General features: G+C 69.9%; 23 protein-coding genes and 2 pseudogenes. 9 read left to right on the plus strand and 16 right to left on the minus strand.

The window, feature by feature from the left end; genetic code table 11:
- Positions 1–141: 141 nt before the first annotated feature.
- From pflB to G7070_RS06895, 3 genes are all read left to right on the plus strand, one after another.
- Positions 142–2,382, plus strand: coding sequence for a formate C-acetyltransferase (gene pflB / locus G7070_RS06885; RefSeq protein WP_166235069.1), 2,241 nt, complete (start codon positions 142–144; stop codon positions 2,380–2,382).
- Between the two features lie 82 nt (positions 2,383–2,464).
- Positions 2,465–3,259, plus strand: coding sequence for a pyruvate formate-lyase-activating protein (gene pflA, locus G7070_RS06890; RefSeq protein WP_166233024.1), 795 nt, complete (start codon positions 2,465–2,467; stop codon positions 3,257–3,259).
- Between the two features lie 16 nt (positions 3,260–3,275).
- Positions 3,276–4,103: a formate/nitrite transporter family protein gene (locus G7070_RS06895; protein WP_166233026.1), complete on the plus strand. Its 828-nt coding sequence runs from the start codon at positions 3,276–3,278 to the stop codon at positions 4,101–4,103.
- Positions 4,104–4,505: 402 nt separating this feature from the next.
- Here G7070_RS06895 and G7070_RS06900 read toward each other — a convergent pair whose 3' ends face one another.
- The 5 genes from G7070_RS06900 to G7070_RS06920 all read right to left on the minus strand — a co-directional run bounded on the left by G7070_RS06900 (position 4,506) and on the right by G7070_RS06920 (position 8,285).
- Entirely contained in the window at positions 4,506–5,087 is a 582-nt protein-coding gene (locus G7070_RS06900; protein WP_166233028.1) for a carboxymuconolactone decarboxylase family protein, read from the minus strand.
- 192 nt (positions 5,088–5,279) lie between these two features.
- Complete coding sequence (locus G7070_RS06905; RefSeq protein WP_166233030.1) at positions 5,280–5,933, minus strand: hypothetical protein; 654 nt, start codon at positions 5,931–5,933, stop codon at positions 5,280–5,282.
- A gap of 161 nt (positions 5,934–6,094) precedes the next feature.
- Complete coding sequence (locus G7070_RS06910) at positions 6,095–6,976, minus strand: diacylglycerol/lipid kinase family protein (RefSeq protein ID WP_206079996.1); 882 nt, start codon at positions 6,974–6,976, stop codon at positions 6,095–6,097.
- A 311-nt stretch (positions 6,977–7,287) separates the two neighbouring features.
- Entirely contained in the window at positions 7,288–7,857 is a 570-nt protein-coding gene (locus G7070_RS06915) for a GNAT family N-acetyltransferase (RefSeq protein WP_166233032.1), read from the minus strand.
- Complete coding sequence (locus G7070_RS06920; RefSeq protein WP_166233034.1) at positions 7,854–8,285, minus strand: VOC family protein; 432 nt, start codon at positions 8,283–8,285, stop codon at positions 7,854–7,856. The genes G7070_RS06915 and G7070_RS06920 overlap by 4 nt, the downstream gene beginning before the upstream one ends.
- A 191-nt stretch (positions 8,286–8,476) precedes the next feature.
- Here G7070_RS06920 and G7070_RS06925 point away from each other — a divergent pair, with 191 nt between their 5' ends.
- Positions 8,477–9,718: a YibE/F family protein gene (locus tag G7070_RS06925; protein ID WP_166233036.1), complete on the plus strand. Its 1,242-nt coding sequence runs from the start codon at positions 8,477–8,479 to the stop codon at positions 9,716–9,718.
- Between the two features lie 16 nt (positions 9,719–9,734).
- On the opposite strand, the gene G7070_RS06930 is transcribed toward G7070_RS06925, so the two are convergent.
- The gene (locus G7070_RS06930) at positions 9,735–10,202 is read right to left on the minus strand and encodes a hypothetical protein (RefSeq protein ID WP_166233038.1); all 468 of its coding nucleotides are present in this window, start codon (positions 10,200–10,202) and stop codon (positions 9,735–9,737) included.
- A gap of 118 nt (positions 10,203–10,320) precedes the next feature.
- On the opposite strand from G7070_RS06930, the gene G7070_RS06935 reads away from it, so the two are divergent.
- Positions 10,321–11,334 carry a M48 family metallopeptidase gene (locus G7070_RS06935; RefSeq protein ID WP_166233040.1) on the plus strand — a complete coding sequence of 338 codons (1,014 nt, stop codon included), beginning with the start codon at positions 10,321–10,323 and terminating at the stop codon, positions 11,332–11,334.
- 25 nt (positions 11,335–11,359) lie between these two features.
- Here the strand turns inward: G7070_RS06935 and G7070_RS06940 are convergent, their stop codons facing one another.
- Positions 11,360–12,157 carry a hypothetical protein gene (locus G7070_RS06940; RefSeq protein ID WP_166233042.1) on the minus strand — a complete coding sequence of 266 codons (798 nt, stop codon included), beginning with the start codon at positions 12,155–12,157 and terminating at the stop codon, positions 11,360–11,362.
- A 173-nt stretch (positions 12,158–12,330) separates the two neighbouring features.
- On the opposite strand from G7070_RS06940, the gene G7070_RS06945 reads away from it, so the two are divergent.
- Positions 12,331–13,605 carry an MFS transporter gene (locus G7070_RS06945; protein ID WP_166233044.1) on the plus strand — a complete coding sequence of 425 codons (1,275 nt, stop codon included), beginning with the start codon at positions 12,331–12,333 and terminating at the stop codon, positions 13,603–13,605.
- Here G7070_RS06945 and G7070_RS06950 read toward each other — a convergent pair.
- Positions 13,580–14,110 carry an alpha/beta fold hydrolase gene (locus tag G7070_RS06950; RefSeq protein WP_166233046.1) on the minus strand — a complete coding sequence of 177 codons (531 nt, stop codon included), beginning with the start codon at positions 14,108–14,110 and terminating at the stop codon, positions 13,580–13,582. The genes G7070_RS06945 and G7070_RS06950 overlap by 26 nt on opposite strands.
- A 115-nt stretch (positions 14,111–14,225) precedes the next feature.
- Between G7070_RS06950 and G7070_RS06955 the strand changes: the two genes are divergently transcribed.
- Complete coding sequence (locus G7070_RS06955) at positions 14,226–14,768, plus strand: nucleotide-binding protein (RefSeq protein ID WP_206079997.1); 543 nt, start codon at positions 14,226–14,228, stop codon at positions 14,766–14,768.
- 65 nt (positions 14,769–14,833) lie between these two features.
- Here G7070_RS06955 and G7070_RS06960 read toward each other — a convergent pair whose 3' ends face one another.
- The gene (locus G7070_RS06960; RefSeq protein ID WP_246227462.1) at positions 14,834–15,184 is read right to left on the minus strand and encodes a DUF5997 family protein; all 351 of its coding nucleotides are present in this window, start codon (positions 15,182–15,184) and stop codon (positions 14,834–14,836) included.
- A 35-nt stretch (positions 15,185–15,219) separates the two neighbouring features.
- Here G7070_RS06960 and G7070_RS06965 point away from each other — a divergent pair, with 35 nt between their 5' ends.
- Positions 15,220–15,948: a LysR substrate-binding domain-containing protein gene (locus tag G7070_RS06965; RefSeq protein ID WP_166233050.1), complete on the plus strand. Its 729-nt coding sequence runs from the start codon at positions 15,220–15,222 to the stop codon at positions 15,946–15,948.
- Between the two features lie 775 nt (positions 15,949–16,723).
- Here the strand turns inward: G7070_RS06965 and G7070_RS06970 are convergent.
- Both G7070_RS06970 and G7070_RS06975 read right to left on the minus strand, forming a co-directional pair.
- Positions 16,724–17,155 carry a hypothetical protein gene (locus G7070_RS06970; protein WP_166233052.1) on the minus strand — a complete coding sequence of 144 codons (432 nt, stop codon included), beginning with the start codon at positions 17,153–17,155 and terminating at the stop codon, positions 16,724–16,726.
- Between the two features lie 923 nt (positions 17,156–18,078).
- Positions 18,079–18,525: pseudogene (locus G7070_RS06975) on the minus strand (integrase core domain-containing protein); the annotation flags it as partial.
- Positions 18,526–18,543: 18 nt separating this feature from the next.
- Here G7070_RS06975 and G7070_RS06980 point away from each other — a divergent pair.
- Positions 18,544–18,953 (plus strand): annotated as a pseudogene (locus tag G7070_RS06980) (transposase); the annotation flags it as partial.
- 169 nt (positions 18,954–19,122) lie between these two features.
- Here the strand turns inward: G7070_RS06980 and G7070_RS06990 are convergent.
- From G7070_RS06990 to G7070_RS07010, 5 genes are all read right to left on the minus strand, one after another.
- Positions 19,123–19,800 carry a recombinase family protein gene (locus G7070_RS06990; protein WP_246227463.1) on the minus strand — a complete coding sequence of 226 codons (678 nt, stop codon included), beginning with the start codon at positions 19,798–19,800 and terminating at the stop codon, positions 19,123–19,125.
- A gap of 174 nt (positions 19,801–19,974) precedes the next feature.
- Entirely contained in the window at positions 19,975–21,057 is a 1,083-nt protein-coding gene (locus G7070_RS06995) for an ABC transporter permease (RefSeq protein WP_166233056.1), read from the minus strand.
- Entirely contained in the window at positions 21,054–21,707 is a 654-nt protein-coding gene (locus G7070_RS07000) for an ABC transporter ATP-binding protein (protein ID WP_166233058.1), read from the minus strand. The genes G7070_RS06995 and G7070_RS07000 overlap by 4 nt, the downstream gene beginning before the upstream one ends.
- Positions 21,704–22,723 carry a peptidoglycan-binding domain-containing protein gene (locus G7070_RS07005; protein WP_166233060.1) on the minus strand — a complete coding sequence of 340 codons (1,020 nt, stop codon included), beginning with the start codon at positions 22,721–22,723 and terminating at the stop codon, positions 21,704–21,706. Before G7070_RS07005 ends, G7070_RS07000 begins: the two co-directional genes overlap by 4 nt.
- A 53-nt stretch (positions 22,724–22,776) precedes the next feature.
- Positions 22,777–23,139 (minus strand): hypothetical protein, encoded by a 363-nt coding sequence (locus G7070_RS07010; RefSeq protein WP_166233062.1) that lies wholly within the window; start codon positions 23,137–23,139, stop codon positions 22,777–22,779.
- Positions 23,140–23,599: the final 460 nt, after the last annotated feature.

Here is a 23,599-nt window from a genome sequence, read left to right on the forward strand (position 1 = left end):
GTTCCGAAGCGCTGGTTCACCGCGACAGTGGATGGGGCGGACGATCCCCCTCCCCCACTCCTTGCAGCAGCGGGCGACGGCGCACCCAGAGGAACCCGTGTCGAGGAGAATCATGACGGTCGAAGCCCCACAAGGGACGACATCACCAGCAACGATCCCTGGGAGGGCTTCACGCCCGGCCCGTGGTGCAGCACGATCGACGTGCGCGACTTCATCCTGGCCAACTACACCCCCTACACCGGCGACGCCGCCTTCTTGGCCGGACCAACCGAGAAGACCCTCACCGTCTGGGAGACGCTGCAGCGCGACTTCCTCTCCGTCGAGCGCGCCAAGCGCGTCTACGACGTCGAGACCCACATCCCCGCCGACGTGGACGCCTTCCCGGCCGGCTACATCTGCGAGGGCGACGACGTGATCGTCGGCCTGCAGACCGACACGCCGCTCAAGCGCCCGATGATGCCCGCCGGCGGCTGGCGCATGGTCGAGACCGCCATCCGGGAGGCCGGGCTGGAGCCCGACGAGCGGGTCAAGGAGATCTTCACCAAGTACCGCAAGACGCACAACGAGGCCGTCTTCGACATGTACACCCCGCGCATCCGCGCCGCCCGCAGCAGCCACATCATCACCGGCCTGCCGGACGCCTACGGGCGCGGCCGGATCATCGGCGACTACCGCCGCGTCGCCCTCTACGGCGTGGACGCGCTGATCGCGGCCAAGCAGGCCGACAAGGACGCGGTCGCCGACCAGCCGTTCAGCGAGAACTGGGCGCGCTACCGCGAGGAGCACTCCGAGCAGATCAAGGCCCTGAAGAAGCTGAAGAACCTCGGCGAGAGCTACGGCTTCGACCTCGGCCGTCCCGCGCGCACCTACGCCGAGGCCGTCCAGTGGACGTACCTGGCGTACCTGGCCAGCGTGAAGAGCCAGGACGGCGCCGCCATGAGCATCGGCAGGCTGTCGGGCTTCTTCGACGTCTACGCCGAGCGCGACCTGGCCGCCGGCATCATCGACGAGTCCGGCGTCCAGGAGATCATGGACGCCCTGATCACCAAGCTGCGCATCGTGCGCTTCCTGCGCACGATCGACTACGACCAGATCTTCTCCGGCGACCCGTACTGGGCCACGTGGTCCGACGCGGGCTTCGCCAACGACGGCCGCACCCTCGTGACCCGGACCAGCTTCCGGCTGCTGCAGACGCTGCGGAACCTCGGCCCGGCGCCCGAGCCGAACATCACCATCTACTGGGATCCGAAGCTGCCCGAGGGCTACAAGGCGTTCTGCGCGGAGATCTCGATCGAGACCTCGGCGATCCAGTACGAGGCCGACGCCGCGATCCGCGCGCACTGGGGCGACGACACCGCCATCGCGTGCTGCGTCTCCCCGATGGCCATCGGCAAGCAGATGCAGTTCTTCGGCGCCCGGCTCAACTCGGCCAAGACCCTGCTCTACGCCATCAACGGCGGCCGCGACGAGGTGTCCGGCAAGCTGATCGTCCCCGACCACACCGGCGTCGAGGGCGACGGGCCGCTCGACTTCGACACCGTGTGGGCCAAGTACGACCGGATGCTCGACTGGGCGGTGGAGACCTACGTCGAGGCGCTCAACATCATCCACTACAGCCACGACAAGTACGCCTACGAGGCCATGGAGATGGCCCTGCACGACGACGAGATCATCCGCACGATGGGCTGCGGCATCGCCGGGCTGTCGATCGTCGCCGACTCGCTGGCCGCGATCAAGTACGCGACCGTGACCCCGGTGCGCGACGAGACCGGTCTGGTCGTCGACTACGTCACCGCCGGCGACTTCCCGAAGTACGGCAACGACGACGACCGCGCCGACGAGATCGCGCAGCTCGTGGTCAAGACCGTCATGGGCAAGATCCGGGCCATCAGGATGTACCGCGACGCCGTCCCGACGCAGTCGGTGCTGACGATCACCTCCAACGTGGTCTACGGCAAGGCGACCGGCTCGTTCCCGTCGGGCCACCGGGCCGGCACCCCGTTCGCGCCGGGCGCGAACCCGGAGAACGGGGCGGACACCCACGGCATGGTCGCCTCCATGATGAGCGTCGGCAAGCTCGACTACGACGACGCGCTGGACGGCATCTCGCTGACCAACACCATCACCCCTCCGGCCCTGGGCCGCACCGAGGCCGAGCGCGTCACGAACCTGGTCGGCATCCTCGACGCCGGCTTCGGCGAAGGGCTCTACCACGCCAACATCAACGTCCTGAACCGCGAGACGCTGCTGGATGCGATGGAGAACCCGGAGAACTACCCGCAGCTCACGATCCGCGTGTCCGGCTACGCCGTGAACTTCGTGAAGCTGACCCGCGAGCAGCAGCTCGACGTGCTGTCCCGCACCTTCCACGAGGCTCTTTGACCATGAGCCCCGACCGTGGCGCGGCGGTTCCCGGGGGCGACCCCGGGGCCGTCGTGCCGCCCCCTCCCCCGTCCGGGCGTCCATGCTGGGCGGCATCCCCGTCGCGGACCACCTCGGCCGCTCCGAGCTGCTGCTGGCGCAGCGCTCGGGCGAGGTCGGCTCGGTGCACAGCTGGGAGCTCGTGACGGCCGTCGACGGCCCGGGCACCCGGATGACGACCTTCGTGGCCGGCTGCCCGCTGCGCTGCCTGTACTGCCACAACCCCGACACCATGGCGGCCAACCGCGGCGTACCGGTGCTCGCGGACGACCTGCTCGCGCGCATCAGGCGCTACCGCGGCGTGTTCCGCGCCACCGGCGGCGGCATCACGCTCTCGGGCGGGGAGATCCTGCAGCAGCCGGCCTTCGCGGCCCGCATCCTGCGCGGCGCCAAGGCGATGGGCGTCCACACCGCGATCGACACCTCCGGGTTCCTGGGCGCGAACGCGTCCGACGAGATGCTGGACGACGTGGACCTCGTCCTGCTGGACGTCAAGGCCGGCGACGAGACCACCTACCACCGCGTCACCGGACGCCGGCTGCAGCCCACGCTCGACTTCGGCCGCCGCCTCGCCGAGCGGGGCATCGAGATCTGGATCCGGTTCGTGCTGGTCCCGGGCCTGACCGACAACCCCGCCACCATCGGGCCCATCGCCGACTACGCCGCCTCCCTGGCGACGGTGTCGCGCGTCGAGGTGCTGCCGTTCCACCAGATGGGCCGCGACAAGTGGGCCGAGCTGGGGCTGAGCTACGAGCTCGAGGACGCCCGCCCGCCCGAGGCGTCCGAGGTCGAGGCCGTCCGCGCGATCTTCCGTTCCCGCGGCCTGACGGTGCACTGAGGGCGCGGTGATGGGTATGAGCACGCGGGAGGCGTCCGCAGCCGCGGCGTCCGGGTTCGTTCCGACGGTCCAGGGCGTCCTGGACAAGAAGATGGGGCTGCTGGAGGGCGACCCCGTCCGCTACTTCGTCAAAGCCGGGCTGGCGGGCGTCCTGATCTCGCTGATGGTCCTGGCGAACTACCACGTGGCCGGCCTGTTCGCGGCGTCCGGGATGCCGGGCGGGGCCGCGCTGGGCAAGGTCGCCGGCGCGGGCGTGTTCGGGTTCGCGCTGGTGTTCATCTACTTCCTGGGCGCAGAGCTGGCCACCTCGACCATGATGGTGGCCGGGGTCGGTGCGTTCACCCGCCGCCTCAGCCAGGGCCGGTTCTGGAAGCTGCTGGTGGCCTGCATGCTGGGCAACGGGCTGGGCAGCGTGGTGATCGCGGTGCTGGCCCGGTTCTCGACCGTGATGACCGGCTCGACCCTGGACCACCTGGCCCACGTCACCGAGACGAAGCTGTCCTACCTGGAGGCGGGCTGGTTCGGGTACGCCGACCTGTTCGTCCGGGCCATCCTGTGCAACCTGCTGATCAACCTGGCGATGGCCGTGGTCTACAACGGCTCGGTGCGCTCGGGCTTCGGCAAGGCGCTGGCCATGTGGGCCTCGGTGATCGTGTTCGTGGTGATGGGCTACGAGCACTCCGTCGCGAACGCCGGGTTGTTCCTCGCCTACGGCATGGTCGCCCCGATCGACTGGGTCGCGGCCCTGGTCGCGGTGTCCGTCGCCTTCCTGGGCAACACCGTCGGCGGCGCGGTGTTCGTCGGCGTCCCGTACGCCTACCTGGGCACCACGCGCTCCCACTGACCCGGCCCGCCGCTCCCACTGACCCGGGGGCCGCTCGGCTGACCCGTCCGCCCGCTCCCCTGACCCGGCCAGACCCGCTCGCACTGACCGGCCAGGTCAGGTCCCACCTACCCGCTCGACCCGTCCCCCCTCGGGCGGCCCGGCGATCGTCGGTCTCAGCCTGTGCAGGATCTGCACCTCGATGCGGCGGCAGAATCCGCGACACGGGGGAAAGCGGACGCCGCGTCCATCGAGACACCGATCCTGCACAGACCCCCGCCCAAGCCTCGCGCAGGACCCCCGGCCCCGCGCCCGTGCGGAATATGCCGAGATTGAGCATCGACCCGCGTTTGCCCTCGTCGGGATCCTCCGCCGGCAATCTGGACACACGTTCGCACGGTCCCCCTGAAGCAGCGCCGCCGTTCAGGAGCCGACCGGGCGCCCCACCACGAGCGGGGCGAGGATCTCCGGGGCGAAGCCCGCTGCGGTCTGCGGATCGAGCTGCGCACCGAGGCCGTCCAGCACCCGGGTGAAGAAGGCGCGCGCGGCGGCGGCCATCACCACGTCGGCGACGTCCGCGTCGGTGAGGCCGAGGGCGCGGAGGGCGTCCACGTCGTCCTGCTGCACGGAGGCCGCGTCGACGGCCACCTTCGCCGCGAAGGCGAGCACCGCGGCGTCGACTTCCGTCAGGGCCTCGGGGTGGCGGGCGATCGCCTCGACGGTGGCCTGGTCGCCGCACACGTCCCGCAGGAACGAGGCGTGCGCCACCGTGCAGTAGGTGGAGCGCAGGGCTCGGGCGGCGCCGAGGGTGGCCAGCTCGTAGCGGCGGCGGTCCATGCCGGAACGCACCGTCGACGCGAGCGCCGACCAGGCCGCCGCGACGTCGGGCCGCGTGGTGAAGCAGCCGGCGTAGTCGGGAAGGAAACCCCACGCCTTGCGCTCGGACGCGTACCAGTCGGCCAGCGCGCCGGTCGCCTCGGCCTCGGGGATCACAGAGATGAACATGACCCCAGGGTGCGCCTCATCCGGGGCAGGTCCCAGGTGGAGGCCACCCCCGTCCGCAGGAGGCAGGCAGAGGTGGACGGTTCGCGGCCGACGGCTGGCACACTCCCTCCATGAGGACGGCCACCGAGGTGTGATGCGCGGCCCCCGGCGATCGAGCGACGGATTCCGCGCACGCCGGCTGAGGACGTCCGCTCAGTACACCATCGCCCTGAGCTCGGCGAGGGTCTGCTGCCGGGGCGTGTAGTCGACATGCTGCTGGAACAGGACGCCCGGGCCGTAGGCGGCGTCGGCGGCGGCGGGGATGTCCAGCGCGCGGAGGTAGCGCAGCAGCATCGGGCCGTCGAAGCGCTCCCGCTTGAGCCGGGCGGTGTAGCGGTCGGTCTCCTCGAACGGGAACGGCGTGCCGCTCTCGCGCCAGAACCAGCGTCCGTCGGCGGCGTCCGCGGAGATGCTGCGGATGCCCATCAGGGGCGGCCTCCCGCCGGGCCCGTGGACCCACAGCTGGGTGGACTGGTGCCCGGGGCCGTGCCGCGGGGTGTGGATGGCGACCACGCAGGTGATCCCCAGCCGTAGCCCGAGGCCGCCGCCGATCGCCGTGGGGTCGCCGCCGCCGATGAAGTTGTTCAGGTAGGCGGTCCAGCGGCCGCAGGGCAGGATCAGCTCCCGCGTCCAGGGCGCCTCGAACGGCATCAGGGCGTCCAGGGCGTCCGGGAGTCGGCCGACGGAGCGCATGCCGCGCTTCGAGCGGTGCGGGAAGCGCAGGATCTCGGCCTGGACCACGTCGAGGGGCGCGTCCAGGAACTGCACCGACCAGCCGATCGGGTTCTCCCCCAGCAGAGTGCCCATCTGTTCCCTCCCCTCAGTGTGCAGGCGTCCGCCCTCAGCAGTGCGCTGACCGCGTGCCGCACCAGCCTGCCGGCCGCCTGCCGCACTCGCCCGCCTGCCGGCTGCCGCCCCCTCAGCAGCGTGCCGACGGCGCCCCTCCCCATCCTGCCCGCTGCCGCCCCTCAGCACCGGACCCGCAGCGCGCCCGGCAGCACGCGCAGCGCCATCCGGTCCCGTTCGCCGATGGGGTCACCATCGATCTGCGCCTCCACGGGTCGGGAGGCGCTGATCGTGAGCTCGGGCGTCTGCAGGCGCTGCAGCCGGCGGTGGCCGGCGCGGTGCCGGGTGCCGATGTCCAGGAGCACGGCGCCCCAGCCGCGCAGCCCGCGCGGGGCGACGATGATCACGTCCAGCAGGCCGTCGTCGACCTCGGCCCCCTGCAGCAACTCGATGCCGCCCTGCAGGGTGCCACAGTTGCCGACCACGACGGTGCGGGCGTGCTGGTGCACGGCCGGGCCGCCCCCGGTGGCGTCGGCGTCCACGGCGACCCGGAATCCCCGGTCGAACAGGTGCTTGCCGGCGGCCACCACGTAGGCGAGCCAGCCCACGACGCCCTTGAGGCGCTCGTTGGTGTCGGCCATGATCGCGCCGTCCAGCCCGAGGCCGGCCATGACGAGGAAGACCTCCTCCTTTCCGCTGCCGTCGTCGAGCTTCCCGACGTCGAGACGGCGCTCGGAGCCGGTGAGCAGGGCCTCGGTCGCCTCCTCGATCGAGGTGATGGGCAGGTCGAGGTTGCGCGCCAGCAGGTTCCCCGTGCCGCCGGGCAACAGCCCGAGCGCCGCGTCGGTGTCGAGCAGCCCGGCCGCGACCGCGCGGACCGTGCCGTCTCCCCCGAGGGACGCCACCACGTCGGCGCCGGCCTCCGCGGCCGCGCGCGCCTGGCCCTCGCCGGGGTCGTCCTCGGTGGTCTCGACGATCTCGGGAGGCTCCCAGCCGTGCCGGGCGCAGGCGTCCTCGAGGGTGCTGCGGATCGCATCCAGGTCGTCGACCTTGGTGGGGTTCACGACGACGGTGAGTCGCGGGACATGGGGATCGCCTCCTCGGAACGGATGGTCCAACCTGCCACACCGGACGTACCCCCGGCCAGCGTCCCCGCTCGAGAGGGATGTCGTTCTGGTGCCCGGAGTCGGGGCGCGCGGGCGCGAACGGCCTTGTCGCGGGCGATCCGGGTGCGACTGGCGGCACCAGGACGACATCCGGACCGCACGGGGCGGCGGCTCCCGGCGCGCCGCCGGCACGAGAATCACAAGCATGTAGTTTTCCCCAGGACTGTCCCCAGGTGTGGACGACGGGGCGACCCGGGCGCCGATCAGCGTCAGAGCATGCGCCGCATGACCAGGCGCGGCATCCGGCTCGCGACGGCGTCGGTGGTGCCGACCACCGCGAAGCCGGCCCGCTCGAACATGCTCCGCGTCCCGACGAACGCCATGGTCGTGTCCATCCGGCCCGGCGGGTCGACCGGGTACGCCTCGACCGCGGGCGCCCCGTTCGCGCGCGCCCAGCCGACCGCGCCCTCGAGCAGAGCGCCGGTGACGCCCTGACGCCGGTGCCCGCCGCGCACGACCACGCAGATGATGCTCCACACGGGCAGGTCGTCCACCGGGCGGATCAGCCGGGACGCCGCGAGGCGCGGGATGTCGGCGCGGGGGCCGAGGTGGCACCAGCCGACCGGGACGTCGTCGCGGTACGTCACGACGCCGGGCGGCGCCTCCCGGCAGACGGCGCGCATCGCCCGCTCGCGGGAGCCGCCGCCGAGTTCCTCGATCCGACGCGCGGGCAGCCGGTGCGACAGGCACCAGCAGTGCGTCTCCCGGCGGTTGGGGTTGATGACGTCGGCGAAGTCGTCGAACCGCTCGGGGGTGACCGGCTCGGTGCGCCAGGTCATGCCTGCGTGGGCTCCTCCGCGTCCACGTCGAACGCCCACATCACGCCGAACCGGTCGAAGACCTGGCCGTAGTACGCGCCCCAGGGCGCGGGCTCGAAGGGCATGCCGACGCTGCCGCCGGCGTCCACGAGGAGGGCGATGAGGCGGCGCGCCTCGTCGGGGTCCTCCAGCGAGTACATGAGGGAGTAGGCGCTGCCGCGGATCGGGTAGTCCTCGCCCGGCATGGCGTCGCCGCCGACGATGGTGCCGCCCGGGAGGGTCAGGCTCGCGTGCGCGACGGAGGCGGGGTCGAGCGTGGACGGCGCCCCCTCCATGGGCATGTCCGCGTACGTGAACAGTTGGAGGTCCCCGCCGAAGACGTCGCGATAGTGCTCGAAGGCGTCCTTGGCGTTGCCCGGGAAGGCGATGTAGGGGGCGAGGTTCGGCATGTCGTTCTCCTCCGTGGGGGGTCGCTGCCACGAGCCTAAGGACGATCCGACGCGGCGGCAACGCCCCGGCCGCCCCTCCCACGCCGCCCGAGTTTGACGCCGCGACACCGCGCCCAGCACCCTGACCTCGTGAATCCCCTGCTCAGCCCGCTCAACCCCGCGACCTCGCGCCCACGCCCGGGGAGGCGTTCATGAGCCACGGTCATGGCCACGGCCACGCGCACGGCGACGCTCCCGATCTGCGCCTGTCCCGCACGGCGAGGACCGCCACGATGGTGCTGCTGGCCGTCGTCGCGGCCCTGACGCTCGCCGGGCTGGTGTGGTTGTGGCCGGGCGAGCGCCCCATGAACGACGGCTCCTCGCTCACGGCCGCCGGCATCGATCCGGTGCGCGCCCGCATCGTCAGCATCCAGCCCTGCCCCGACAACGAGGGGGCCCCGGACCCGACCCAGCCGGGCGGCCTCGAGCACGCGTGCTCGATCGCCCGGGTGTTGATCGAGGAGGGTCCGTCGGCCGGAAGCCAGGCCGACGTCGACCTCATCGGGGTCACCGCCGCGAGCGGCCTCACGGTGGGCGACCCCCTCCAGGTGGCCCAGGTCCCCGACGCCGACGGCTCCCCCGGCGACTGGGCGCTCATCACCGTCGACCGGATGCCGGTCCTGATCGGCTTCATCATCGCCTTCGTGCTCGCCGTCCTCGCCGTCGCCGGACGCAAGGGCTTCTTCGGGCTCCTGGGGCTGGTGGTCTCCGGCGCGGTGCTGTTCGGCTTCCTCATCCCGTCGTTGACGTCGGGGCATCCCGCGGTGCCCGTGGCGATCGTGGGTTCCACGGCGATCATGTTCGTGGTGCTCTACCTGGCCCACGGCGTCTCGTGGCGGACGACCTCGGCGTTCGTGGGCACCTGGCTCAGCCTGCTGGTCACCACCGGGCTCGGCGCGCTCGGGGTGGCGCTGGCCCGGCTGAGCGGCGTCTCCAGCGAGGAGACGGTCGCCCTGGCGGGCGTGCTCGGCGGCCTCGACTTCCCCGACATCCTCACGTGCAGCCTGGTGATCGCCGGGCTCGGCGTCCTCAACGACGTGACCATCACCCAGGCGTCCTCGGTGTGGGAGATCCGCGCGGCGGGGCCCGGGCTGAGCCGGCGCGAGCTGTTCACCTCGGGCATGCGGATCGGGCGCGACCACATCGCCTCCACGATCTACACGATCGTGTTCGCCTACGCGGGCGCGTCGCTGTCGCTGCTCCTGCTGCTGTCGCTGTACGAGCAGCCGCTGCACATCCTGCTGTCGACCGAGCAGTTCTCCGAGGAGATCATCCGGACGCTCGGCAGCGGGATCGGGCTGGTGCTGAGCGTCCCGTTGACCACCGGCGTCGCCGCGCTGACTGTGGCGGGCACGGCCGCGGCCAGGACCGCCCCGCGGCGCGCCGTCGTCTGACGCGCCCCGGGGGCACTCAGCCGCAGTGCGCGCCGCCGGGGACGCCGACGCTCAGCGAGCCCTGCGCACCCATCAGCGACGTGCGGCCGACGACCTGGATGCACCGGCCCTTGCCGTAGGCGGTCACGGGCCCGGCGTAGTAGGCGTAGTTCCCGGCGTCGGTGCGCGTCGTGAGCGGCGTGCAGGTCCCCGGGCGCGACTCGCGGCAGATCGTCAGGCTCACCGAGGTGTACATCCGCTTGCCGTAGGTCGAGTTGAGGTGCTGCATCGCCGCGCAGTTGTTCCCCGTGGCCGGGTCGTAGTAGACGCGCAGTTCGCCCCGGTCGCCGCCCTCGTGGATCAGCCCGAACCACGGCACGCTGGAGATCAGGTAGCCGCGGCACGGGGCGATCATCGCGGCGTCCGCCGTGGACGCCGACGCGACGGGGATGGCCGCCGTGGCGAGGGCTGTTGCGGCGGCGAGCAGGATGGATCGGACACGCATGGGGTGCTCCTCCCTGAGCAGGTTTCCGTGGGGCGACCATAACCGGGACGCCGTTATCCGTCACCCCCGCGTCCGGGAGCCGCCCGGCCGACTCAGGGCCATCCGGCAGACTGGGGGCATGAGCGAGAGCCGAACCCCCACCCGTCCCCGCGTCACCCTGCGCGGCATCTCGAGCCGCGCCTGGGAGCATCCGGCCGATCGCGGCGCGCTGGTCGCGCTGCGCAAGCTCAAGGGCTTCGACGTCGTCGTGCGCAAGCTGTCCGGCCTGCTGAACGAGCGGGTCGTCAAGATGACACTGCTGGGCTCCAGCGTCCGGGTCACCGAGCGGCAGTTCCCCCGGGTGCACCGGCTGTACGCGGACGCCGCCACCACGCTGGACGCAGCGGAGGTGCCCGAGCTCTTCGTCGCGGCCTCGCCCGTCCTGAACGCGGTCACGATCGGGATCGACCACCCCAAGATCGTGCTGAACTCCGCCCTGATCGACCTGCTGGACGACGAGGAACTCCGGTTCGTCATCGGGCACGAACTGGGGCACGCGCTGAGCGGGCACGCGCTGTACCGGACGCTGCTGGCCTACGTCGTGATGATCGGCCAGAGCGTGAGCGCCATCCCGTTCAGCGGGGTCGGCCTCTACGTGGTGCGGCTCGCGCTGACGGAGTGGGCGCGCAAGTCCGAGCTGTCGGGGGACCGCGCGGGCCTGCTGGCGACCCAGGACGTCCAGACGGCCGTGCGCGTCCAGATGAAGCTCGCCTCGGGCGGGCACCTCGACCAGCTCGACCAGACCGAGTTCCTCGCCCAGGCGCGCGAGTACGAGGAGTCCGACGACCTGGGCGACTCGATCGTCAAGCTGATGATGCTGGACGGTCTTTCACACCCGATGGGCGTCGTGCGGGCCGCCGAGATCCGCCGCTGGGTCGACTCCGGCGCGTACGCCGCGGTGCTCGCCGGGGAGTACCCGCGCCGCGACACCGACGCGGACGCGAAGATCTCCGAGGAGGCCGCCGCGGCCGCGGACGCCTACGCGACCACGTTCCGCGAGAGCGAGGACGCCGCCACGAAGCTCCTGCGCGACGTCGGCGACACCCTGGGCGACTTCGGCAAATGGGTCGGGGACAAGTTCAAGGGCCAGTGACGTCCGGCGGCTCTTCGCGGATCGGTCACCGCGCCGGGATGCGCGCGGCGGAGGGGCACGGCGGCAGCAGGATCAGCAGCGCCCACACCGCGAACAGCCACCCCCAGGCCGGGTGCGGCATCGCGCCCGCCCGGTCGGGGAACGCCAGCGTGGCGTAGGCCAGGACGCCGGCGGACAGCGCGAAGCACCACCGCCACCACCGCACGCCCGGACGCAGCGCCAGCGCGGCCGACCCGAGCGCGAGGGTCAGCCCGAGGGCGGCCTGGACGGGCCAGTGGTCGACCCCGTTGGTGACGTCGCCGACCGTGGGGTCGCGCAGCCACGCCGCGTGGGTGAGCGCCGCGTAGCCCAGCCAGAGCGGGACGCCGGCCGCCGACACCACCAGGGCGGCCGAGAGCGACGGCCGCGTCCGGGGCTGCGGCCGGGCGGCAAGGATCCAGGCGACCGCGACGGTCGCGACCAGCAGCGCGCCGGCGACGACGAGGGGCGCGGGGTCGCGGAACACGGCCGCAGCGACCGCGAGCGACCCAGCGGCCAGCCCCGGCAGGGCGACCCCCTGCGCTGCGCGCGTCGGCGTCCACCCCGCCTGGGCGAAGCCGGCCGCGATCACGAAGGTGAACAGCGCGCCCCAGCTCGCCTCGACCCCGACCTGCCACGTGTACTGCGGGTCCGACAGGCCGAACACCGTGCCCAGGTCGATCAGCCCGAACATGGGGACGGCGGCGACGAGCGCGCAGAACCACGCCAGGACGCGACCCAGCAGGACGCGTCCGGGCCATCCGGGTGCGGGATCCCTGGGCGGGTCGCCCGCCGTGCGAGGCATGGCGTCAGGCTAGGACGCGGCGGCGTCGGAAACGGCGTTGCGCGTCCGCGACGCGCCCGCCCCGCGCGGGGGTCCCGTGGCAACCCGCGGCCACCCCGTCCGCCCGGCCTCGGCGGCGGGGGCCGGCTGCTAGCGTCCTGTGGTCCTGCCCCGCCCATCGTCCGAGGAAGTCCATGCTTGAGCGCCGCCCCGGGTTGTGGTCGACCCTGGTGAACCTGCGCGGCAACGGCCGCGCGTGCGTCTACACCGAGCCCATGTGGGGGCTGTCGATGGCGCTGGTGCTGCCGTACGCGTCGGTGTACATGCTGGCGCTGGGGATCGAGGACCGCTCGATCGGCCTGCTGGCCACCATCTCGACGCTCTCGCAGGTGCTGTTCGGCCTGCTCAGCGGCGCGATCACCGACAAGCTCGGCCGGCGCGCGACCACAGCGGTGTTCGACATCATCGCGTGGTCGATCCCGTGCCTGATCTGGGCCTTCGCGCAGAACTTCTGGTGGTTCCTCGTGGCGTCGCTGGTCAACGGCGCCTGGCAGGTGACGCAGAACTCCTGGGACTGCCTCCTGGTCGAGGACGTCGAGCGCCGCACCATCCCGCACGTGTACTCGCTGGTGAAGGTGGCCGGAGACATGTCGGCGATCTTCGCCCCGATCGCGGCCGTTCTGGTGGCGCAGTTCGGGCTGGTGCCCGCGGTGCGCATCCTCTACCTCAACGCCTTCGTCATCATGACCGCGAAGGTCTACCTGCTGTGGCGCTACTCCTCCGAGACCCGGACGGGTGTGCGGCGCCGGGCGGCGGTCCACGGTGTTCCGCTGCTCACCATCCTCCGGGGGTACCGGGGCGTGCTGGGGCTGATCCTGCACTCGAAGGGGATGCTGTTCTCCCTGGCCATCTCGGCGCTCGTCGCCTCCGTCACCCTGGTCACCGGCACGTTCTGGCAGGTCGCGATCAGCACCCGGCTGGGCGTCCCGGACGGCCTGCTGCCGTACTTCCCGATGGTGCGCTCCCTGCTGTCCATGGGGCTGTTCTTCACGCTGATCCCGTGGCTGCTGGGCGGTCACGACCTCAAGCGCGCGACGCAATGGGGGTTCGGCGTCTACCTGGCGGGCCAGGCGCTGCTGCTCGCCATCCCGGTGCCCGCGGGGGCGGCCGACCTCACCACCTACGCCATGCTCGCCGGCTGCCTGCTGCTGGACGCCTTCGGCGCCGGGATCCTGTTCATGCTGGCCGAGTCGCTGGTCGCGCTGCACGTCGACCGGCACGAGCGGTCGCGGGTGATGGCGATCCAGCGCACCTGCGTCATGCTCGCCGCCGCGCCGTTCGGCTGGTTCTCCGGCTGGCTGTCGGGGATGGACCGGTCGTGGCCGTTCTGGCTCACCTCGGTGCTGCTCGCGTTGGGGCTGCTCGTCAGCAGCACGCTGTGGGTCAGGCACGACGAGGCCGCCGACTGAGCCGACGCCGCCGCGGTCGTGCGAGGGTGTCACCCCAGGAGCCGAACGACAAGCGCTGGGCCTCCAGCGAGTCCGGGTCGGCTTTGCTCGCATTGATCGCGGCGTCCGTGCCGGGCTCCTCCTTCCGGCTGTCCAGCACGGTCGACATCCCTTCGGGATCGGCCTCGACACCGGCGGCACTGACAGCCAGACTGATCAGGACCAGCCGACGCACGTGTTGAGGGAACTCCGCGAGGTAGCACAGGGCAGCTGACGTGCCGGCCGAGTGCGCGACCAGGTCCACCGCCCTGAGGCCCAGCTCATCGCGTGCGGCCTCGATCAGTCGGGGAACCTCGGACGCGGGAATCCGCGGCAGGTGCAGGACCGCCAAGGCACGGTGTGCAGACACTCCGCCCAGGTCTCCCAGGTACTGCCCGTCGAGCAGAGGTCCCCCGGGCACGACCACCGCGGGGTCCTCCCCTGATCCGAGCACGCGGAAGGACGGGGCACGGCGGTCATGCTGCATGAGTTCGAGCCTATTGGTCTCGGGGTCGATCCAACCGGGGCCGCGAGTGAGCATGGCGACGGCCGGCTTGAGGTCACTGACCTCCCTGCGCTTCCCAGGCACGTCACATTCGAGCGTGAGCAATCAAGGGCCACCCCGACTGATCATGATCAGTGGCGCGATCGCGACCGGCAAGAGCACGATCGCTGCCGCCCTGGCCGATCTGCTCCGCAACCAAGGCAAGAGCGTCGCCATGACCGACCTGGACACCGTGGCTGACATGAGCGCCCGCCATGCTTGGGACTGGGCCCACACCGTCGACGGCAGCCTCGTCGCCGCCTGGTTGAACACTCCCATCGATGTCGTGATCGACGAAGGGACCTGCAACCTGACCGAGGTCCAGACGGTTCTGACCCGAGTACCCGACAGCACGATCGTCCAGCACGTGGTGCTGCGAGCTGACTACCAAGCTTCACTGGAAAGAGCCCAGAACGACCCCACCCGTGGGATCAGCCGCAATCCGGAGTTCCTACGTCGAGACCACGACCGGTTCGCCGACGCCTCGAAAGACCTCCCCCGCGGCCTCGAACTCCACGTCGAAGGACGCAGTCCAGCAGACCTCGCCGACGAGATTCACCGACGCTCACAGCAACCGGGCGGAACGCCAGAGCCAATCTGAAGTGGACCCGGGTCCATCGAACTACACGGGTGTAGTTTTCCCCAGGCTGGGGATGGGGCTGTGGATCACTGCTGCTTGAGCCGGGCCTCCTCGGCCAGGACCTCGCGGTGCACCTCGCGCTCGTGGGTCAGCCACTGCGGCGGGTCGGCGAGCAGGACGCCGATCTCCTCGGCGTCCATCGCATCGCTGACGCCGGAGCGCGCCAGCGCCGAACGGGAGATGCCCAGCTTGGCCGCCACCACGTCGCGCGGGAACGGGCCGTTGCGGCGCAGGTCGACCAGCCACGCGGGCGGGTCGGCGCGCAGGGCGTCCACCTCGTCGCGGGTCAGCGCCGCGGACTGGAACTCCTCGGGCGTCGCGGGCAGGTAGACGCCCAGCTTCTTCGCGGCGGTCGCCGGCTTCATGGTCTGGCTCACGCGGCCAGCCTACGGCGTCGCGGTACCCTGCCGGGGTGACCAGCGACCAGCCCGCCGAGCCGGGACGCCTGCGCGTCGGGTTCGTCCCCGGCGTCACACTCACCAAGTGGCGGACGCGGTGGCACGACCGGTTCCCGCGAGTCGACCTGGAGGTGGTCGAGGTCCCCCAGGCCGAGCAGCGCCGCGTCCTGGACGCCGGCGAGGTCGACATGTGCTTCGTCCGGCTGCCCCTGGACACCGACGGCCTGCACCTCATCCCGCTGTACGAGGAGGTCCAGGTGGCCTGGTCCTCCAAGGACCATCCCCTCGAGGCCGTCGACACCCTCACCCTGGCCGACCTGGCCGGCGAGGTCGTCCTGACCGAGGTCACGCCCGACACCCTGCAGACCGCGGCGTTCGCGGACGCCGTGCTGGTGGCGCCGCTGGGGGTCGCCCGGCAGGAGAGCCGCCGCGACATGGTGCACCGGCCGATCACCGACGCCGAGCCGACCCGCATCGGCCTGGCCTGGCACGTCGACGACGATCACCCCTGGATCGACGAGTTCATCGGCGTGGTCCGCGGCCGCACCGCGAACAGTTCCCGCTCGGCACAAGAGCGTTCGGCGCAGGAGCGCGCCGACTCTGAGGGCCCGGGGGCGTCCCGCGGAGAGAGCCCGGCACCCGGACGCGGGGCGGGTCGTCCGGCGCCCGGCCGGGCACCGCGGCACCGCTCGGGTCAGCGTCCGGGACGCCCACCCCGCGGCGGCCGCAGCCGGCGTCGCTGACGGCCCACGGGCCGGGGCAGCCTTCGCTGACCGCGGAGGAGTTCGGCGTCGTCCATGCCGCCCTGAGCAAGTACTTCCGCTGCCTCGTGGTCGACACCGGTAACAGCACCCGTGCCGAGAACGGCAAGCAGCAGTCGCGATCGCCGACGGGATCATCGTCCCAGTCAAACTCCGCCCTGATCACATCGTCCCTGCTGCACGCATGATCCAGGGTCTCCGCGACGCTGGTGAGGACGTGGACGACCGAATCATCCTCGTGGTCTCGTGCGGCCCTGACGATCGCCACATCCTCCCGCTCGAGAGGCAGAAGCTCTTCACCGAGCTGAACCTAGACAGGCTCCCCTGCTCGGCGTCCCCACCGATCCGGTCCTCAATCGAGGATCCGAACTGCGGTGGGCCGACCTCCGCCCCGCGACGCGCGATGCGTACTCCCGTCTTGGTGCTGCCGCACTTCTGACAACCCAGAGTTCCTCGGCGGAGTCCACCGCGGCTCCCAGGAGACGGGTGACGTCCTCCTGCAGCTGGGCCTGGTAGCGGCGGGCGTCCTCTTGGACGCAGGGCCGGCCAAGCAGGGAGGGATCGTGGTCGTCGACGTCGTGCCAGGCTCGCCAGACAGCCACCCTGGACAGCAGGTCACGATTGTCGGCCAGCAGCAGCGCCCAGACGGGCATCTCGTCCTCGGACATGGTGTGGAACTCGCTGCTGAGGCGAGCGGCCTGCGCGTCGACCTGCACGGCGCGGGCGCTCAGGTAGGGGCCCCAGACGGGGTGGGCACTCAGAGCCTTGGGGGACCGCTGAGCCACGGCAGCGGGCCCGCCGCGCCCAGGGTGAGCCTCCACTCCACTACGGCGGCGCGATCGCGCGCGTCGCCGATCGGGCGGGCGTGGGCCGCGTCCTCGAGACAAGCGAGCGGGTCCTGCCCACTGAGCTGGAGCACCGCCAGGGAGCCCTGCAGCCGGTCGCACGACAACTGGTCGGTGATGCCGGGCACCATCAGCTCGGCCGCGCTGCGGTACTGCGCGAGGCGGTCGACGCCGACCTCGGCGGCCGCGCCGTAGAGCAGCGCGTCGCTGAACACCTGCGCCTCGCGGCGCAGCAGCACCTTGGCCGACGCCTCGGTGAGGGCGTAGGTCGTGGCCGACTGCCCGGCCCCATCCCGCTCGATGATCGTGCGCAGCACGTCGTGGCTGGCCAGCGGGCTGACCACCGGCCGGATCCACGATCGGGTTGTCGCTGGGCCCACTCGGGGGCACGTAGACGTGGTTCTCGCACCGTCCTCGGGTCAGCGCGACGTAGAGGAGCTGACGAGATTCCGACCCGCCCACCGCAACGTGGCAGGTGTCCACCGTGGCGCCTTGAGCGCCGTGAACGGTGGTCGCGTATCCCAGGTCGAGTTGCTCACGCACGTACCAGTCAGGCATCCGCAGTGTCGCACCGGCGCGCTCGTGCTTGAGTGTCAGCGTGCCGTCCTCGTGGACGGTCTGCGCGACCCAGCGATCGCCGTTGCGCACATAGTCGTTCGCCGTGTAGCGGAGGACCCGGCGGTTCTTCCTGGTGATCACGACGTCGCCGGCCGACGCGTACAGGCCGGAAGCGAGCTTCACTTGCTGCTTGTCCGGGACGACAGTGCCGCCCAGGCGCAGCGATCGGGCCACCGAGTTCAGTTCGTTGACCCACTCGCGAGAGGGGCAAGCATCAGCGAGGTGCGGCCAGCATCGCGGTCGGCGGCCCACGCAGCGAACACGGCGCCGAGCTGGTCGCTCTCGTCGCTGACGTGCACGCGCCCACGGTCGAGGTAGAACCCCAGCCCGGAGACGTCGCCGTCGCGAATGGCAGCGTCGCGGTGCCATCGGCCTGGTCCTTGAACCAGACGCTCATCATGGTGACCCACGATCCCGCAGCCGCCACATACGCACATCGCCGCCTCGTACTGGCCGACGGGAGACTGGTGGGCGATGAGTCACGAAGTACTTGAGAGCGCCGGGCAAGAACGGAGATCTGGCCTAGCTGTACTGATCGGTCCGGGCCGCCAACTGCAGGGGCCGAGGCGTTTGCGCCACCGTAACTCCAGCACCGGCCGCACGATCGGGGGATTTCCGGGCTGGCGATGCGGCTGGCTGGACCGATCCGTCATCGACTCGCCGGCACGCGAGGCTGGGGTTGGTCACCGGCGGCGCTGTGGGGTCGATGGTAGTTGTAGTGGATCAGCCAGCGGGAGATGGCGTCGCTGCGGTGTTCCTCGCTGAGCCAGGGATGGGCGTAGAGCAGCTCGTTGGCCAAGATTCGCTGGTAGCGCTCGACCTTGCCGTTGTGCCGGGGCGTGTGCGGCCTGGTGCGTTGATGGCGTGAGGCGAACGAGTGAACCGCGCGGGTGAAGTCGTTGGCCCGGTAGCAAGAACCGTTGTCGGTCACGATCCGGGTGAAGCGGGTGATGCCGTGCGCAGCGAACCAGACTTTGGCACGGAACAGGAACCCGATTGCGGTCACCGCCCGCTCATCGGGCAGTGCCTCGGTGTAGGCCAGTCGGGAGTACCCGTCGGCTGCCGAGTGTAGGTAGGTGTAGCCGGCCTTGGCGCCGGCAGTTTTGGCATGTTCTACTCGATGGACCGACGGATGACCTCGACGCTGGCGGTTGACGCCCTCAAGATGTCGGTTGCCAGGCGTGGTGGCCGCTCGAACGTAACCCGCTGCCAGGTACATTCGGACCGAGGATCGCAGTTTCGTTCCCGCCGCTTCGTGGAGGCGATCAGGGCCAATGGCCTAGTCGGATCGATGGGCAGAGTCGGTGCTGCTGGCGACAACGCGGCCATGGAGAGCTTCTTCGCCTTGTTACAGAAGAACGTCCTCAACCGTTGCCGTTGGCGCTCGTTGAGCAACTTCGCCTGGCCATCGTGACCTGGATCGAAGGCACCTACCACCGTCGACGCCGCCAAGCCCGCCTGGGACCCTTGACTCCCATCGAGTACGAACTGGTTCAATCAACCCAGGTGACCATCGTCGCCTGAGAAACCGTGTCAACCAAACGCGAGGCAGACCCGACGTAGGCCACGATGAAGTACGGGGCGGCGCGCTTGAGGGTGGGGTTATCCATGACTCGGCGCTACCGGCCGCGACCGACATTCTTCGATGCGCCCTGGCACAGGTGACCGGCGGAGACATGTCGACGCCGCGTCGTCAGGGCAGTGCGCTGGCGTCGACCAGGTCGGCGTCGTGCTGCAGGGCGTCTCCCTGGGCCAGCCACGCGAGTGAAGCGATCTCGCCGCGCAGGACGCGGCCCACGACCTGACGACTCAGCCCGGTTTCCTCGGCGATGAGCGTCTGTGCGACACCCTGGGCGTGCAGCTCGTGGATCCGCGCGTGCTGCCGGGGCTGGACGCGGGAGGGGCGCCCCAGCGGCTTCCCAGCGGCCCTGGCTCGCTGCAGGCCTGCACGGGTGCGCTCGGCGATCAGGTCGCGCTCGAACGCGGCGAACGCACCAATGATGCTGAACAGCAGTCGACCACTGGGCGTGGTCGTGTCCAGCATCGACTCGGTGAGGGAACGGAACTCGACGCCGCGATCGCCCAGCTCCGAGATGAGGCCGACGAGGTGCGCGAGGGATCGGCCGAGCCTGTCGAGCTTCCACACGACCAGAACGTCGCCCGGCTCGAGCTGGCCAAGGAGCCGGCCCAGGCCGGGACGGTCGCTGCGCACCCCGGACGCGTGGTCGGTGATCAGGTGCTCCTGCTCAACGCCGGCGGCCACGAGTGCATCGTGCTGCAGGCCGGGATCCTGATCGGCTGTACTGACTCGGGCGTACCCCCACATAACCATGCCCGAAAGATAGGCCATCCAGACGGTTTCGAGCAGCAACACACTGAGCAGGGGTTTCGAGCAGGACGTCGCGCCTCACCGGTCCCGACGCGTCGACGTCGTGGGCCGTGCCCGAAAGCGTTCGTCAATGGGCAGCCGGCCCGACTAACCGGCCGGCAGCGAGTACGGCACCAACGCGATCCGCCACGCGATTGAACAACGCCGCAGCCCGAGTTAGGGGATGCGTAGCTCCCTCACTGGCTCCCGGCGGCTGGCGAGCACTGCTGGCACTAGCGACGTGAGCAGTGCTGCTGTCATGGTGAGGAGACTCAGGGCTCCAACGAACGTCCAACCAGGCTGAGAGCCGCCACCGGCAATGAGAAGGGCGCATGCGGCTCCGACGCCGCCTGCGATACCGGCGAGGGTGACGATCAGGGTCTGCAGCAGGACGAGAGTGACGATGAGGGATCGAGTGGCACCCAGTGCGCGCCGTCGTCCGTAGTCCTTGCGCCGCAAAGTGACCAGGCCGGCCTGCAGTGCGCCGATGACGATGGACGCCGCTCCCACGAGGACGATGACGAGCCCGCGAGAGAATGTCGCCAATTGGGTTTCGATGATTGCTCGCAACTCGGCAAGTGCTCGGCTGGTGGTGATGGTGACTTTGTCCGGCTTGTCGGGACTCAGGAGTGAGCTAACCACTTCGGTCAGGGGCGCAACGAGGCCGGGGCGTTCGGCAATGACGACCACGACACTGACGTGCTCCTCTCCCGTGGATGTCGCTGGCATGAGCACCAACGGCTCGAAATCGGCCAAGAACTGAACCTCCGTGGCGGCTGGAACGACACCAATGGTTTCCCCTGTGGTGAGGGAGATCGCTCCTGACCCATAGGGCATGCCGAGTAAACGAAGGGCTGATGGTGAGGCGTAGGCGGTTTGCTCCAGGGGTCGTTCGGGCAGGCCTACCGCGGTGGGGTCGCTGGTGTAGAGCCGACGGAGTGGCACGCTGGGCGCGGAAGCAAGGTCGGCGTTGTGGCCGTCAATGATCTGCGAGAACGCTCCTACCCAGGACACGCCCTGGACGCTGGCCATGCGGTTCAGGAAGGCGGTCGTCACGCCTGAGCCGGGCTCTGCTCGCACCGTGATGGATCGGCTTCCAGCTTGGTCGATGCTGCTGAGGACTTGCTGTTCAGCAGCGATGGAGCGCCCTGATGTGAGGATGACGGCTGCGATCATTCCGGCGACGACCATGAACGTCAGGATCGTGGACGCTGCCTGGCTTCGAAGTGAGGCGATCGCTTCCCGGACGACGGCGATCACAGGCGAACCTCTCGGTCACACTGGGCGGCGACCTCGGCGGAATGGGTGACCACGATGGCCAAGCCTCCGCTGTCGGCGTGCGCCCGCACTGCGTCGATGACGATGCGGCTGGTTTCCGAATCGAGGTTTCCGGTGGGTTCGTCGGCGAGCAGGATCGCCGGCTCACTCAGCAATGCGCGGCACAGAGCGATGCGTTGAGCCTGGCCACCAGACACCTGCCCTGGGCGGCGATCGATCGGGACATCGACTTCCAACTGAGTCAGCAGTTCCACGACCCTCCTCCGTGCCTGAGGCCGGCTGCTCCCGCGGTAAAGAAGCACTTCGGTGATGTTGTCGAGAACAGTCCGGGTCGGGTCTAGGGCTGCGTCCTGGAAGATGAACCCGAAGAGCTGCGCCCGCATCCTTGACCGTTCAGCATCACTCATGGCCTCGGCGTTGCTGCTGCCCACCCACAGTTCGCCACTCGTCGGGCGCAGCATGAGCCCTAGCAGGTACAGCAGTGTAGATTTCCCCCGCCCCGAGCGCCCGGTGATGGCGGTCATCGTGCCAGGTTCAAAGCGTTCCGACCAACGGTCCAGGATCACAGGGGAGTCGCGCTGGTAGGAGAAGGTGAGGTTGCGCACCTCCAGGGTGAGGGCTGAGTGCGTCATTGCTTCTGGATACGGACTCGTAGCCCGCGTTCCACGCCCTCGATGACCGACATTCCACGGGCCGAGGCCACGACGTGAACAGCGCGCATGGCCCCGCCCTCGTCCACCACAGCCACCTCGCCATTGAAGCCAGACACCAAGCTTGATGAGGGGACCACGAGCCCCGATCGCGTGGGAACGGTGATCACTTTCGCCGCCAGGCGCGTCTCGCCGTTCACGGCGAGCGATCCGCACTGATCAGCGCAGATCGAGCTTCCGGTAGCCACCAGTGGCACCACCACCAAATCAGGGCCCTCGCCTGCCCGTGGTGCGCCCGTTACGGCGTCCCATTTCTCCCCTTGTGGCCCGGTCAGTTCCACGACCGTGCCCTCGGGGATCAACGACCGCTGAGACGTCGAGACCGGCAGCTCGAACTCGGGTGCATCACCCAGCACCGACAAGGCCTCTTCGCCACCGGATAGCTGCTTGCCCACGGCGACGGCCTTGGGATCGAGGGCCACCCGCGACGGCAGGTCGGGGAGAAACACGATGTCTCCGGCCTCGACCCTCCCGGTCACTGGCAGCATCAGTCTGCGCTGCCACGCGCGGATCGCTGCCTCCGTTTTGCTGTCCACCCGGCCGTTGATTGAACCCTGGTACAGGCTCAGATCTCGAAGCATTCGCTGCACTTGAGCGACATCGTCTCCACGATCGCCTGGTCCGATCGGGCGAAAGGCCGGCACTGCACCCTCGCCTGCCACCACAGGCCGGAGACCTACCGTGTACAGGGCACTCCCCTGGGTGACATTCGTTGCTCCCTCCGCGATCCGCGAGGTCACGACACCCGAAGCACGGTTCACACCAGCAGACGTAGTAGGCCACCGCGCGATCGCGTTCAAAGAAATGGAGGACCCCACTTCCCCGTCCACCACTTCCACCAACACATGGTCGTTGCTCTCCAGCGGGTTCGCTGCCGGCCTCATCACATAGCTAGCCGCCCACACCGCAGCACCACCCAGAACGACAGAAACCAGCACGGTAGCAACCCACGGCCACCAGCGTGGCCCAGCAGGCGGAAGCCGCGACTCGCCTATCGGGCCCACGGAGGCACTTCTGGACATAGGTCCTTGAACTTCTTGTACACCTCGAACATCTGGTCGTCTGGAACGTCGTCGTATGGCCGCCAAGCGCCCTTGGCCTCCGACCAGGCCTGATAAGACGGCGCGGCAGGAAGATCCACCCCACCGTTCACCAAACACACCCGAGTTTGAACGTAGAAGTCGTAGTACTTGCGCCGGTCCGGCTCGGGCATTTCGTCAAAGGTAGCGCCCTTTGGCGCCAGAGCCCAGCACTCCTCAGAAGCCTTCTCATACTGCTCCTTCTGAGCGTCAGGGACCGGGCCGGACGCGATGCCCCCATCACTAATCTCGACTTGCCACCCCCGCTCAGCCATGCATTCCTTCACCACCTGGAGCGGATCAGTTCGAGAGCCGTCGGGTGTCGTCGTCGCAAGTGATCCCCCTGCGGAGCAGCTGACCAGGAGCAGTACCGGGATCACCACCCCACAGGGGAACCAGCGATTCACAGACCGCACCCTCTCGAGGCAGCCTTGATCTCTTTGCTGGCAGGAGTCGTGACGTTACCCTCCAAGAGGTTAACCCAACCCCAGTTCTTTCCGTGCGTCGCTTCGGTGAATCCGCCGCCTTGCCAGCTCTGGTACCACCAGCCGCTGTAGCCCCGAACCGCATGGGTCACGGTGAATGATGCTGCGGACGCCTGAACGCGCGAAAAGGTGGACGCATTGTAGTTCGGGCAGGTGATGGAGCCAAAACTACGGACATCTGCCGCAGCAGTGGATACGCCGACACTAAGCATTAGCCCAGCGGCGGCAGCCACTGCCAAGCCGGCTCTCG

Source organism: Propioniciclava coleopterorum (assembly GCF_011393335.1).
GTDB classification, from domain to species: Bacteria; Actinomycetota; Actinomycetes; order Propionibacteriales; family Propionibacteriaceae; genus Propioniciclava; species Propioniciclava coleopterorum.